General features: G+C 27.9%; 9 protein-coding genes and 2 riboswitches. Of the genes, 1 reads left to right on the forward strand and 8 read right to left on the reverse strand.

All coding sequences use genetic code 11. The features are described 5' to 3' along the window. Positions 1–119 precede the first annotated feature (119 nt). From EJL03_RS03005 to mgtA, 5 genes are all read right to left on the reverse strand, one after another. The gene (locus EJL03_RS03005) at positions 120–1,658 is read right to left on the reverse strand and encodes a hypothetical protein (protein WP_125152497.1); all 1,539 of its coding nucleotides are present in this window, start codon (positions 1,656–1,658) and stop codon (positions 120–122) included. Next, a complete protein-coding gene (locus tag EJL03_RS03010) occupies positions 1,655–3,100 on the reverse strand; it encodes a sensor histidine kinase (protein ID WP_125152498.1) in 1,446 nt (481 codons plus the stop codon). Before EJL03_RS03010 ends, EJL03_RS03005 begins: the two co-directional genes overlap by 4 nt. A gap of 21 nt (positions 3,101–3,121) precedes the next feature. Further along, on the reverse strand, positions 3,122–3,808 hold the full coding sequence (locus EJL03_RS03015; protein WP_125152499.1) for a response regulator transcription factor: 687 nt from the start codon (positions 3,806–3,808) through the stop codon (positions 3,122–3,124). Between the two features lie 187 nt (positions 3,809–3,995). Further along, a complete protein-coding gene (locus EJL03_RS03020; protein ID WP_125152500.1) occupies positions 3,996–6,194 on the reverse strand; it encodes a heavy metal translocating P-type ATPase in 2,199 nt (732 codons plus the stop codon). Between the two features lie 156 nt (positions 6,195–6,350). Continuing rightward, positions 6,351–8,909 (reverse strand): magnesium-translocating P-type ATPase, encoded by a 2,559-nt coding sequence (mgtA, locus tag EJL03_RS03025; protein ID WP_125152501.1) that lies wholly within the window; start codon positions 8,907–8,909, stop codon positions 6,351–6,353. A 198-nt stretch (positions 8,910–9,107) separates the two neighbouring features. After that, a riboswitch (M-box (ykoK) riboswitch) is annotated at positions 9,108–9,294 on the reverse strand. Between the two features lie 183 nt (positions 9,295–9,477). On the opposite strand from mgtA, the gene pepF reads away from it, so the two are divergent. After that, complete coding sequence (gene pepF, locus EJL03_RS03030; RefSeq protein WP_125152502.1) at positions 9,478–11,274, forward strand: oligoendopeptidase F; 1,797 nt, start codon at positions 9,478–9,480, stop codon at positions 11,272–11,274. Between the two features lie 66 nt (positions 11,275–11,340). Here the strand turns inward: pepF and hisS are convergent, their stop codons facing one another. From hisS to purD, 3 genes are all read right to left on the reverse strand, one after another. Beyond that, positions 11,341–12,672: a histidine--tRNA ligase gene (gene hisS / locus EJL03_RS03035; RefSeq protein ID WP_125152503.1), complete on the reverse strand. Its 1,332-nt coding sequence runs from the start codon at positions 12,670–12,672 to the stop codon at positions 11,341–11,343. A 116-nt stretch (positions 12,673–12,788) separates the two neighbouring features. Then, positions 12,789–14,123, reverse strand: a complete 1,335-nt coding sequence (locus EJL03_RS03040; RefSeq protein WP_243108632.1) for a voltage-gated chloride channel family protein — start codon at positions 14,121–14,123, stop codon at positions 12,789–12,791. A 76-nt stretch (positions 14,124–14,199) separates the two neighbouring features. Next, positions 14,200–14,259: riboswitch (Fluoride riboswitch) on the reverse strand. A 19-nt stretch (positions 14,260–14,278) separates the two neighbouring features. After that, positions 14,279–15,523, reverse strand: a complete 1,245-nt coding sequence (gene purD / locus EJL03_RS03045) for a phosphoribosylamine--glycine ligase (RefSeq protein ID WP_125152504.1) — start codon at positions 15,521–15,523, stop codon at positions 14,279–14,281. Between the last annotated feature and the right edge of the window lie 29 nt (positions 15,524–15,552).

Below are 15,552 nucleotides of genomic sequence, written 5' to 3' on the forward strand. Positions count from 1 at the left end.
TTTTAGCATATATATCTAAATGATACTATAACCATTATACTTTATGTACCTTAATTTAAGTTTAAATAATAAAAAATAGGTATTTATTAATATCTATAATACCTATTTTTTATTACATATTATTTAATTTCTATAGCACTTGTACTTTTAATAGCTTTTTCCCATCTCTCCATATAATCACCTGTAGCCCATTCTGCCATAACAACGCTTTCTCCATTATTAATTGCTATTTTTTTAAGGGGCGTATTTGTTAGTACATTCTTTTCTACTCCATATACATATATATAGTTTTTATTTATAATAATTGCCAGATCTTTATTTGGAGATGCGTAAGCATCTACAGCATCAGGAACCCTTTCTTTTACATCATTCCATGAAAAATAAAAATCATCATAATTTATTATTTTACTAGTAGGTACCATATTTATATTAAAATCAGCATAAGTATAATCATATAAATTTTTACTTTGAAGCCTTCCTCTCATAATCCAATGTCCATTTTTTCTAATCATAGTGAAACTTTCCTCTTTCGGTATCTTTTCAAGTCTCTTGATTATATCATCATTTTGAGATGCTAAATATGCCTCTGCTGAATTATTTAAAGCTAATCTTCCATTTTCCTCTAGTATGTCTGATATTTTTACCCCTTTACTATCAGAAACTTTATCTGTAGGCAAAACCTTTAATACACTTTTACCACTAAAATCATCTTCATTACTTTTTTTACTTTCTATACCAATATAATCATTTCCTATAAATAATATTTTTTTTATAGTATTTTCTTGGGAATTAACATTTAAAATAATTGAATCTTCTTTCCCATTTACTGGATAAGCAAAAATATTGTCTTTATATTTATCTCCCTGAATTTCTTCCCTTTTTACACCGATCCACCAAAATCCACTAATTCTCGGTGCAAATAAATTAGGTGTTTCTAAAATTGGATATAATTCCTTATTCATAGCGGAAATCCATATAGTTCTATAAAATACACTATTATATTTTTCTCCTAAATAATTACTGTAATCCATTGGGGTATTTGATCTCAATCCTATTAAAACCCCCGATCTATGGGTTTCATCATTTTTTTGAGAACTTTGTTTTTTGTGTTCATCTAATTTATTTATAATTTTCTTATTTATAATCTCTTCTGGATTATCTGAAACCTTTTTTAAAAAATAAAATATATTATCAACATACAATATTATTTCATTATCACTAACTTTTATAACATCATAAAATAATTTACCTTCCGATGTAACAGAAATAACTTCTACATTCTTATTTGATATATCTAATTCCTCTAAATTTATTTTATATGTATAAAAGAAATAATACTTGGCATCTACTTCTTTAATTTTATATTGAGCATCTTCACAGGTTTCATTTAAAAATACAGCATAATTTGATTTAAATGCTGCATGTTTACCTATTAGTTCATCTGGATTTGTACCATTGTCATGAAATTTAATATTATCCTTATTAAATATTTTATATTTATAGATTTCCCATACCCCTGAAATAGGAATTAATTCATTTAAGGGTGCTGTTATTTTACCTGTATTTGCCAATTTATTTAGTGAACATCCTTGTAATATTATACTGGGAAAAAATATAAAGCATAAAAATATAACTATAATAATTTTATTTTTTTTCATACTCTATCTCCTGTTAAATCTTTTCCATAAAATTTTTCCTTCTGAAATTCATTATATAAAGGTAAAATTATCTTTACCGTAGTTCCTACATTAATACAACTATCTATAAAAAGCTTTCCTTCATGCATCTTAACTATTTCGTCACATATAGATAATCCTATACCATTTTGAGATTTGCTGCTCTTACCTTTATAAAATTTTTCTTTAACCTTTGGAATTTCCTGGCTGCTTATGCCACAACCATTATCTTCAACTGAAATAATCACCTTGTTTTCACTTAAATTTGTAGACAGTTTAACTACTCTTTCCCCTGTGTCCTTTGTAAATTTAAATGCATTATCTAATATATTTATTAGTACTTGTTTTATTCTGTTACTATCCATATAAATTTTTTTTATGGAATCATCATAGTCTACTACAAAATTTATATTTTCTCTTTTAGCTCTGGGGCCCATATAAGTTTGTATATACCCCATTAAATTTTTAAAATCAATATATTCTTTCTTCAAAGATATTTTGCCGGATATGAGTTTAGAAAAATCAAGCAATTCCTCTACCATAGAAGATAATCTCTCACTTTCATTTTCAATAATGGTAAGGCCGTCTCTTATAAGCTGCTTATCATTTAACTCATCATAATTTAAAGTAATAGCCCAGCCCTTTATTGCAGTTAAAGGGGTCCTTAACTCATGTGAAACAGAGGAGATAAATTCATTTTTTAGCTGTTCTTTCTTTAATATTTCTTCAGCCATATAATTCATTGTATCTGATAGAGTTCCTATTTCATCATCAAAAACCTTCTTATTTCTTTCTTGTAAATCTCCATTTGCCATTTTTTCTGCTGTTATAGTCAAAGACTTTATAGGGCCTATTATGCTATTTGATAAAAATACGCTAAATATCCCAACTATAAATATGACTATAAAACCTATACTCAAAAACAATAAAGATACAACTACCACAGATTTATCCACTTCTTTTAAAGAACTTATATATCTTAAAATTCCAACAATCTTTCCATCAGATTTTAACGGATAAGAAATAGCCATAACCTTATATTTATCATAGGGCACGTTACCTATCCATTTACCTTTTTCTCCTTTTAAAGCTTTTTTAACATCAATTGTATTTATACTATCTTTAGGTTGCAATCCTATGGAGTCCATAAGCACTTTTCCATTAAGATCTAAAATCTCAACCTGGGCTTCCGTTTGTTTCCAAAACACGTCCACATTATCCATTACATTTTCATATAGTGAATTATTAGATAGGTACTTTGAATAAAAATCAGTTGAAATTTTTATTTGATTTGTTAAAACCTCTTCTGTACTATCATAATAGTACTTTTTAACAAAGTTTATTAATATAACTTCAAAAGTCAATACACTAATAACAATGATAAGCATAAAATTTGTTATTAATCTTTTCTTTATACTTTTCATAAATACTCTCCAAATATAATTTTATAATTTTTTCCATCTGTATCCTCTCCCCCATATAGTTTCTATATATATAGGATTAGATGGATTCTCTTCTACTTTTGCTCTTAATCTACGTATATTTACATCTACAATTTTAGAATCACCTACAAAATCATATCCCCATACAATATCTAAAAGCTCATCTCTACTAAAAGCCTTCCCTTCATTTTCTATAAATATTTTCATAAGCAAATATTCCTTTGGTGTCACATCTATTTCCTCATTATTTTTATATAATTTTTGCGCATAAGTATCAATTATGAAAGGACCACTTGATACTGTATCCTTATCGTCATTCTTACTAAATTCAACTCTCCTGAGTAATGCTTTTACCCTTAATATTAATTCAGAAGGATTAAAGGGTTTTACCATGTAATCATCTGCGCCAAATTCTAATCCCATAATTTTATCCATATCTTGTCCTTTGGCGGTAAGCATTATTATACCTATATTAGGAAATTCCTTTCTTAACATCTCACATACTTTATAGCCATCGATTCCTGGCAACATAACATCTAATATAGCAATACTTGGTTTCTCAATCTTCGCTTTTCTTATCCCCTCTTCTCCTGTTTCTGCCTCTATTACACTAAAATTATTCCTTTTAAAATTGATTTTCAAAAAACCTCTTATACTACTTTCATCCTCTACTACTAATATTTTAATCATAACATAACCACCTTAACAATAATATGATCTCTCATTTATTATAAACTATTTTATTTATATAAAAAAATATTAACTTATTATATAATACTCTTATTTTTATACTCATGAGTTACATTTACCTTAAATTTTATTACAAAATGTTAACAAAATAAAGCTGCTAACAATTTTGTTAACAGCTTTAAATATATTATTTCTTTAATATTCTCATTGAATTTAATACTGCAATTAGAGCTACTCCCACATCTGCAAAGACAGCCTCCCACATATTTGCTACTCCAAAAGCACCTAATATTAACACAATCAATTTTACTCCTAATGCAAATATTATATTTTGCCATACTATTCTTCTTGTATTTTTAGACACATTTAAAGCTTCTACTATTTTTGATGGTTCATCATTCATTATCACTACATCAGATGCCTCTATAGCAGCATCTGAACCTAGTCCTCCCATAGCTACACCAATATCTGCCCTTGCAAGAACAGGAGCATCATTTATTCCATCCCCTACAAATAATATTTTACTTTCCTTTGATTTTTTACTATAAAGCTCTTCAAATTTTAATACCTTATCTTGAGGTAAAAGTTCATAATATACTTTATCTATTCCAAGTTCTTCGCCTACCTTATTTGCAGCATATCTACTATCCCCTGTTAGCATACTAATATTATTAATACCTAATAACTTTAATCCCATTATTGCTTTTTTAGCATCATCTTTTACTTCATCAGATATAACTATATATCCTGCATAATATCCATCTAAAGCTACATGCACCACTGTACCTAATATTTTTTCTTTATTGTAATCAATATTTTCTCTTTCCATTAATTTACTATTTCCCAGGAATATCTTTTTATCCTTTACAATAGCTTCTATTCCAAAACCTGAAATTTCTTTATAATCTTTAATATAATTTTTATCAACAGCTTTACCATAATGTTTTACTATAGAGAGAGCTATAGGATGATTTGAATAGATTTCTCCCATAGCAGCTATTTCCAACAAAGTTTCTTTATCTATTTCATTATATGGCACTACTTCTGTAACAGTAAAAACCCCTTTAGTTAGAGTACCTGTTTTATCAAATATTATTGTATCTACATTATTTAAAGCCTCTAAATAATTACTGCCTTTAACAAGTATCCCCTTTTTAGATGCAGCTCCTATCCCTCCAAAAAATCCCAATGGAATAGATATTACTAAAGCACAAGGACATGATATAACTAAAAATATTAACGCCCTATAAAGCCAATCTGAAAATAAGGCATCTTTTATAACAAGTGGTGGTATTGTAGCTAAAATTACTGCTGTAATAACCACAGCTGGTGTATAATATCTGGCAAATTTTGTTATAAAATTCTCTGTATTAGACTTTTTATTGCTTGCATTTTCTACCAAATCAAATATTTTAGATACTGCGGATTCTCCAAAACTCTTTGTTACCTTTATATTAATCAGTGAAGTTTTATTTATAAACCCAGATAAAATTTCGCTGTCTTTTTTTACTTTTCTTTGAACAGATTCTCCTGTTAAAGCAGATGTATCTAAAAAGGATTCTCCCTCTATTACTATTCCATCTAAAGGTACTTTTTCACCAGGTTTTACTATTATTATATCTCCTATATTTACTTCCTCTGGAGAAACCTTTTTTATCTCTCCATTTAACATTATATTAGCAAACTCAGGCTTTATATCCATAAGTTCTGCTATAGATTTTCTTGAACGATCCACCGCATATCCTTGAAACAATTCACCAACTTGGTAGAAAATCATAACAGATACAGCCTCTGGATATTCCCTTATCCCAAATGCTCCAAGAGTAGCTACTACCATAAGAAAATTTTCATCAAAAATCTCTCCTCTGAAAATATTTTTTATAGCTTTTAAAACTACGTCTCCACCTATAAGAATATATGCTACTACATATAATACTATTTCATAAAAAGTATTTTGCATATTATAGGCAACTATTGAAAATATTGCTCCTATAATTAAAAATATAAATTTATTTTTCCCTTCTTTCCCATACTCATGAGTATTATTATGATTTTTATTGTGACTATAATCATGACAACTGCAACAATCATCATTACAATGATTATGCCTTTCAATAGCCTGCACTTTTGTTAGTCTACTATAGTTCTTATTCTTTTCAATAACTCTTACATCTGGCTCCAGTTTTTTTATAATATCTTTACTTTTTAATAAAGCCTCTTCTCTATAGCGTTCATTTTTTAAATTGATTATTAATGTTTTACTAACAAAATTTAAAGATGCTTCCTCCACAAAATCCAGTTTACTTACATTTTCCTCAATTTTAGATGCACAATGAGCACATCCTAATCCATCTAAAATAAGTTCTAATTTATATAAATTCTCCATATCATTACCTCCATTCATATTTATATATGAACATGTATTCATATATTCATTTTAATGCCTGTATTCATACTTGTCAATAACTTTTTATAAAAAAAGCATATACTGATATTTTTTATATCAATATATGCTCTTCCACTAAAATATTCTCAATATTTATTATTCTAAATTATATTTTTTAACACACCAGCTCTTTATTACATGAGTTAAAACTACGTAACTTAGTAAAGTGGCAAATAAAATTGGATAATATAACATAGGTAGCTTTACAAAACCAAAAGCCGATGCTAATGGAGAGTTAACAAGTACCACCCCTAAAAACATAATAGCTAAAGATGTTATAACTAATGCTTTGCTTGGTTTACTCTCAATAAAAGGTACTTTATTTGTTCTTATTATATGAATTATTAATGTTTGAGTAAACAATGATTCTAAAAACCATCCTGTTTGGAATAAAGAAGGATTACTCCAAGCATTAAAAATATAAAGCATTATAAAGTAAGTTGTATAATCAAATATAGAACTTATAGGTCCTATAGCAAGTATGAACTTTTTAATATTTCCTACTTCCCATTTTCTTGGTTTCATTATCCATTCTTCATCCACATTATCAGTAGGAATAGCAGTTTGAGATATATCATATAAGAGATTATTTGTTAAAACTTGTATTGGTAGCATTGGTAAAAAAGGAACAAATATACTAGCACCTAAAACACTAAACATATTCCCAAAATTAGAGCTTGCAGTCATCTTTATATATTTTACTATATTTCCAAATACCTTTCTTCCTTCTAATACTCCTTCTTCTAATACCAGCAAACTGTTTTCAAGAAGTATTATATCTGATGATTCTTTTGCTATATCTACTGCTGTATCAACAGATATTCCTACATCTGCTGACTTTAAGGCAGGAGCATCATTTATTCCATCTCCCATAAATCCAACAACGTGTCCGTTAGACTTAAGAATAGTTATTATTCTTTCTTTATGCATAGGTGATAATTTTGCAAATACATTAGTTTTCTCAACTAGTACACTTAACTGCTCATCAGACATATTATCAATATCCGTACCTAATAATATAGAATCTATTGGTAAATTTACTTCTTTACATATTTTTTTTGTTACTATTTCATTATCTCCAGTCAATATTTTTACATCCACACTGTACTTTTTAAATTTTTCTATAGCCTCCTTGGAAGTTTCTTTTGGTGGATCTAAAAATGCCATAAACCCTAATAAAGTCATTCCTTTCTCATCTTCTATAGAAAACTCGTTTCTATCCTCTTTAACCTTTTTATATGCTACAGCTATTACTCTAAATCCCTCTTCATTTAATGCTGTTACAATACCATTTATACTTTCCGCCATACTCCCTACGAAAGGTTCTGTACCTTCTTTCGTTTCATATCTATTACATAAATTCGAAATCTCTTCTACCGCACCTTTGCATATTAATACACTTTCATTTCTTTGATTTTTAACAACTACAGACATTCTTTTTCTTATAAAATCAAAAGGAATCTCATCAACTTTTTCATATCTATTCTCTATATCAAAATCTACGCTATCACCTTTATGTTCCAAAATAGCTAAATCCATTAGATTTTTTAGTCCAGTTTGATAAAAACTATTTATATATCCATATTTTAAAACTCTATTACTATTCTCACCATATATATTTAAATGTTTTTCTAAAATTACTTTTCCACAAGTTATAGTCCCCGTTTTATCTGTACAAAGTACATCCATAGCACCAAAATTTTGAATTGCATTTAACTTTTTTACAACAACTTTCTTTTTTGATAAAGTTAAAGCTCCTTTTGATAAATTTACAGTTACTATCATTGGAAGCATTTCAGGTGTTAGTCCAACTGCAACTGCAACTGAAAATAAGAATGCATCCCTTAAATTACCTTTAGCAAAAGTATTTATTATAAATACAATAGGCGCTAAAACAAATATAAATTTTATCATTAACCATGTAAAATCTTTTATACCTTTATCAAAACTTGTTTCTACCTTTTCTTCTAAAAGCTTGTCATTTAATTGTCCTAAATAAGTTTTACCTCCAGTATTTATTACAACGGCCACTGCTGTTCCACTTTCTATATTGGATCCCATAAAACATAGATTTGGATTTTCTAGTTCATTTTCATAACTATTTTCTGAAATAAATTTTTCTACAGGCAAAGATTCACCTGTTAATGCTGATTGATTTACAAATAAATCTTTTGAAGATATTATCCTTAAATCTGCAGGCACCATATCTCCTGAAGAAAGATGTACTATATCACCTGGTACAATCATTTTTAAAGGTATTTCTTTTGAAGCACTATCTCTAATAACAGTAGCAGTAACACTTACCATAGACTTTAATTTCTCAGCTGAATTATCTGCCTTTACTTCCTGCAAAAATCCTAATATTATTCCTAAAAACACCATAATACACATAACTATTGCAGCCTTACCATCTCCAGTTAAATAAGATACTAATGCCAAAATAGCCAATAATATAACTAATGGATTTTTAAAATGCTGTATAAATTTATAAAAGTTAGAGTGTTTTTTTTCACTCTTCATTTCGTTATATCCATTCTTAATTATTCTCTCTTCTGCTTCCTTTGATGTTAAACCATTTAATGATGTTTTCATTTTCTCCATAATTGGATCTATTTTTTTGTTTTCAGTGTAATTAAATAATTTTTTCAACTCCATGTTAATACCCCCTCTAGGTATTAACATTCCCATAGTGGTCGACTAAAAGAATATCAATACCATTTTTCTTTCTCCGCCTATATTTTTCCATACTACCTCCATAGCAATCTTCCATGCCAACCACCTCCTTTTTATTTTAAATTAATATAAAAAAACCTTCATTCAACGAATGAAGGATTTAAGCAATACAAAAAAAATTATCAATCTCCACTGGTTGAGTTTTGGCACTACACAGCTTTGAGCAATGACATTCATAAACCTGAATGTTGTCAGCTACATTAAGTAAAACCTTATTTCGGCAATACCTGCTGACCCGTTGGCGTCTCTGGACGTTTCTGGGCAGTAGCGTATATCTGTGTAGGAACCTCACCTAACAAGATGATTTCCCATTAAATATTAAATTTTATATACTTACATTAACATAATATGCAATTATGTTAAATTTGTTCTTTAATTATCATATCATATAATACATTATATGTCCACTTTTGTAAAACCTCTGTTTATATTTTTTTGTTTTTAAGATATTATATTAATATAAAGAAACCATTAAAGGAGGATATTACCAATGAATACTATTAAGTTAAAATCCAGAAATGAAATACCAAAAGAATATTTTTGGGATATGCAAAAAATATTCACTTCTATAGACGAATTTGAAAAAGACTTTAAAAGCTTAAAAAATATGTCAAATGATATTACTTACTTTCATGGAAAATTAAAATCTCCTAATAATTTGCTGAATTTTTTAAAACTCCATGAAAAAATTTCAAGACTGGCTGACACTTTATATATTTATGCTCATTGTAGATCAGATGAAGATACTACTAATACAAAATTTCAATCTTTAAGAGGTGAAATAGATTCATTTTTGGCAGAGCTTTCATCAAAAACAGCGTTTTTTGTTCCGGAAGTATTATCTATTGGTAAAGAAAAAGTTTTAAATGCAATAAATTCTTTACCAGAACTTAAACCTTATACTTTTTATCTAATGAATATACTAAATTTAAAACCACATACATTAAGTAAAGAACAAGAAGAAATAATGGCAGCTGTATCAGATTGTCTAGAAGCTCCCTCAAATATTTATGATATGCTTTCAGATGCAGATATAACTTTCCCTAATATAAAAGATGATAAAGGTTTTGAAGTTGAACTTACAGATAAAAATTATTCTGTATACATAGCTTCAAAAAATAGAGAGGTTAGAAAATCTGCTTTTAAAGGCTTGTTTTCCACATACTATAAATATAAGAATACTTTTGCAATGTCTCTTACTTCCTCAATTAAATCTTTTATTTTTAATTCTAAGATGAGAAACTTTAATTCATCTTTAGAAAGTTCATTAAAACCTAATAACATTCCTTTAACTGTATATGACAACGCTATAAAGGCTATAAATGATAATTTATCTTCCCTTCATAGGTATGTGTCAATTAAAAAGAAACTACTAGGATTAGATAGGATTCACATGTATGATTTATATGTACCAATAATAGATACTCCAGATGTGCATATTGATTATAACGAAGCTGTAAAAATAGTAGAAGAGGGGCTTACTTCATTAGGAAAAGAGTATTTAAAGATTTTTAAAGAAGGTATAGAAAATGGTTGGATAGATGTTTTTGAAAATAAAGGCAAAAGAGGAGGAGCATATTCCTCTGGAAGTTATGATACTATGCCTTATATACTTTTAAACTATAACTATAAATTAAATGATGTATTTACTTTAGCACACGAAATGGGGCATTCTATCCACACATATTATTCCAAGAAAAGCCAACCATATATATACTCGGATTATACCCTATTTTGTGCTGAAGTGGCTTCAACTACTAATGAATGTCTACTTGTTAACCATATGATAAATAATGAATTAGATAAAAAGAAAAAGCTTTATCTTATAAATCAACAACTTGAACAAATAAGAACCACTGTATTTAGACAAATTATGTTTGCTGAATTTGAAAAAATAACCCATGAAAAAATTGAAACTGGTACTTCTTTAACTAGTAATGACTTATGCATAATATGGCATGATTTAAACAAAAAATATTTTGGAGACGAAATAATAATAGATTCAGAAATTGATATCGAATGGGCAAGAATTCCTCACTTCTATTCCGATTTTTACGTATATCAGTATGCAACAGGATATGCTGCTGCCAACGCCTTTGCCACAAATATATTAAATAACCCTAATGCTTCTCTAAAAGAGTATAAAAAGTTTTTAAAAGCTGGTTCAAGTGATTATCCTATTAATATACTTAAAAATTCTGGTATAGATATGACTACCCCAGAGCCTATGAAAAAAACCATTGAAAGATTTAATGAATTATTAAATTTAATAGAAAAAAATATATAATTAAACTAAATCATTAAAAACCCCTATGCAAATGCATAGGGGGTTTTTAATAAACTTTATATAAATTTATAATAATTTTTGTTTACTATTTATAGTTTTTATAGCTTCCTCAATTGTTACAATACTTTGTTCTCCTGATTTCATATCCTTAAGTGCTACCTTATTATTATTCACTTCATCTGATCCTATTACTATTGTATAAGGAATTTTTAATTTATCCGCATGACCAAACTTTTTACCAAGCTTTGCTTCTTCTAAATAGAGCTCTGAGATTATACTATTTGCTCTTAAAGTATTTGCAACATCTATAGCATATTCTATATTCTCATCCATAGGAATCACTAACACTTTACTTAAAGTTTGGCTACTATTTTCTCCTATTATATTCGCTTCTCTTAATTGATAAAACAATCTTGTCAAACCAATGGATATACCAACTCCAGGTAATTTTTGATTTGTATAGTACCCTGCTAGGTTTTCATATCTTCCACCTGAACATACACTACCTATATTAGGATAATCATCTAGTATAGTTTCATATACAGTACCTGTATAATAATCCAGCCCTCTTGCAATAGTTAAATCTATTTTAAAGTTTTTTTCTGGTACTTTGAAACATCTTATATAATGAACAACCTTTTCAAGTTCCTCTAATCCTTTTATAAAAATTTCATTTGTTATATTTAATTTCTTTAAAGATTTAATCACTTCATCATTATTTCCCTTTATATTTATAAAGTTTATTATACTTTCTACTGCTTTTTCATCTATTCCTAATGATTTCAATTCTTCCTTAACTGAATCTACCCCAATTTTTTCTATTTTATCTATGATTCTTAATACTAAAATCTTATCTGTAACATTTAAAGCATCAAAGAATCCATTTAATACATTCCTATTATTTATACGAATAGTAAACTCTCCAAAATTTAAAGCTTTAAATGTAGAATATATAACGGTTGGAATTTCAGCATCATTTATAATATTAAGTTTTCCATTCCCTATAATATCTATATCACATTGATAAAACTCTCTAAAACGTCCCTTTTGATTTCTTTCTCCTCTAAATACTTTTGATATATGATATCTTCTAAAAGGAAAATTTAAATCTGAAAAGTGCTGAGCTACATATCTTGCAAGAGGTACTGTTAAATCAAATCTTAATGAAAGATCTGAATCCCCTTTATTAAATCTATAAATTTGTTTTTCAGTTTCTCCGCCACCTTTAGCCAAAAGAATTTCTGATTTTTCAATAGTTGGAGTATCTAATGGCACAAATCCAAATTTTTCATAATTTTCTCTTATGGTATCCATCATTTTATTAAAAATTATTTGATCTGCTGGTAATAATTCCATAAATCCTGGTAATATTGAAGGTTTTACAATATCCTTACTCATTTATATCCCTCCGTGCACTTTAGTATGATAAATTATTAATATTGTACATTAATTTTTGACATATTTCAAATATTTACTAATATTTTCAAGTACGTGTTTTAATTATACCATAAATATTATTTTTTATCCTTTTTAGGATAAAAACTTTCTCCATATTTATCTACAGTTATATCCCTGGGTAGCGATATAAATTTTGTTTTACTCATTCCAATTTTTTGTGCAGAATATATACTACTATGTCCTGAAAATAAATAACTTGTTACACATATAATAAACATATATTTTCCAATATCTGAGCCAAATAATTCTATTCCCATAATAAAAGAGGCTATAGGTGCATTAGTAGCTCCTGCAAAAACACCAATAAGACCTAATGATGCAAAAAAAGAAATTGGTTCATTCATTATTCCTGACATAAAACTTCCTAAAGTAGATCCTATTACAAATAACGGAGTTACTTCCCCTCCTTGGTAACCAGATCCTAATGTTAAAGATGTAAATATAGTCTTTAAAATAAAGTCTTGAATCTTTGATGTATATTTAAATGCATCCATCATAAGAGGAATGCTAAGACCCAAATAATTTCTGTTTCCTACTATGTAAACTAAGATAATAACTATAATTCCACCTACTGCACTTTTGATTATTGTATTTTTAAAATATATAGAGAACATCTTTTTTAGTTTATGAGTTAACTCACTAAATATTTTACTTATTAACCCAAATATAATTCCTATAATTATAATTTTAAACATTAATTTAGTAGAAAAACTAGGTATAACACCCACTATATAATGAGTATGTTTTACCCCCCAAAAATTAGTAATAAAATCTCCTATAAAAGCAGCTATAGTACAAGGTACCAGCGCCTCATAATTAATAATACCTATAAATATTATTTCCATACCAAAAATGGTTCCCGCAAGAGGAGTTCCAAATACAGAAGCAAAACCACTACTTATTCCACTCATAAGTAATATATTTCTATCTAATCTATCTAATTTAAATAAATTAGATACTCCTTCTGCTATACTTGCCCCTATTTGCACACCTGTTCCTTCTCTACCTGCTGATCCTCCAAAAAGATGAGTTATAACTGTACCAAATAAAGCAAATATGCCCATTCTTACCGGTATTTTTCCTTGACTTTCATGTATTTGTTCTAATATTAGATTATTTCCTTTTGAGGAATCCTTCCCATATTTCATATATACATAACTAACAAGCATTCCTCCAAAGGGAAGAAAAAATAATAACCAGGGTAATTCTAATCTTTTATTAGTAGCAAATTGTAAACTTTTAAGAAAAAAAGCTGCCGCTGTTCCCGTAAGTATACCTATTAACCCACCTAAAACAATCCATCTTAAAAATGTATATATATATTTTATGCTATGACTCATAAATACACTTTTTATATTAGAATTAAACAAATTATTCTCTATTCTCTTCACAGTCCACACCTCACATTCTATAGTATTTACCTTCTATTTTATTTAAGACATAAAAAAATACATAATAACAGTTTGTTATTATGTAGGAGTCATTAGCATAATGCGGTTAATGGTGAACTCCATCACCAAAATTTTTCTTTAATATTATAACATAATTAATATTGTTTTCCAATATCTTTTCTAAAATACATACCATGAAAATGTACTTTATCCATCTCCTTATAAGCTTTATCAATACTATCTGCCAAATTATTTTCTATAGCATAAGTACATATTATCCTTCCACCATTTGTTAGTAAATCTCCTTCTTTAAAAGTTGCTCCAGCTATAAATGAATTAACCTTTTTATCTATATTTATCTTAAAACCTTTTTTATAATTTCCTGGATATCCTTCTGATACAGCAACTACACAACAAGAATAAGCATTTTTCCATTTTAAATCAAAAGAAGATAATTCCTTATTTAAAGATGCCTTAATAAGTTCTACTAAGTCACTATCCATTAAAGGCAGTACTACTTGAGTTTCTGGATCTCCTAATCTAACATTATACTCTAAAAGATACACTCCCTTTTTAGTTATCATTACCCCAAAAAATATTATTCCTCTATAATCAAATTCCTCTTTTTTTATTCCTTCTAAGGTTGGCTTTAAAATATTTTCATTAAAATCTTCTAAAACCTCATAAGTAACATACGGATTTGGTGCAATTGCCCCCATTCCTCCTGTATTGGGTCCTTTATTCTCATCATAAATCTGTTTGTGATCCTTAGCTGAAATAAAAGGTACTATTATTTTTCCATCTGTAATAGATAATATAGACGCCTCAATGCCTTCTAAAAATTCCTCAATAATTATTTTTTTACCTGACCCTTTAAAGATATCATCTATCATAAATTTTTTTATAGTTTCCTCTGCTTCTTTATAATTATTACATATAGATACACCTTTACCATTTGCTAAACCATCTGCTTTTATTACTACAGGGTAGCTACATGTATTAATATAGTTAAAAGCATCATCTGCATTTAAAAAAGTTTTATATTCTGCAGTTTTAACTCCATATCTATCCATGAACTCTTTAGAAAAAGTTTTACTTCCCTCTAACATAGACGCTTTTTTATCTGGTCCAAATATTTTTAATCCATTTTTTTTAAATACATCCACTATACCATCTACTAATTCTCCCTCAGGTCCTACTATAGTTAAATCTATTTGCTCTTTTAATGCAAAATCCTTTAATTTATCTATACCCATAATATTTATATTTTCACATATATCCATCAAAGCCGTACCACCATTTCCTGGTGCACAGTATATCTTTTCTACATTTTTATTTTCAGAAATTTTACAGGCTATAGCATGTTCTCTACCACCATTACCTATTATTAATATCTTCATAGTAAATCCCCCTTTTATCTGCTACTTTT

It is taken from the genome of Clostridium rectalis (genome assembly GCF_900626095.1).
Lineage (GTDB): Bacteria > Bacillota > Clostridia > Clostridiales > Clostridiaceae > Clostridium_AS > Clostridium_AS rectalis.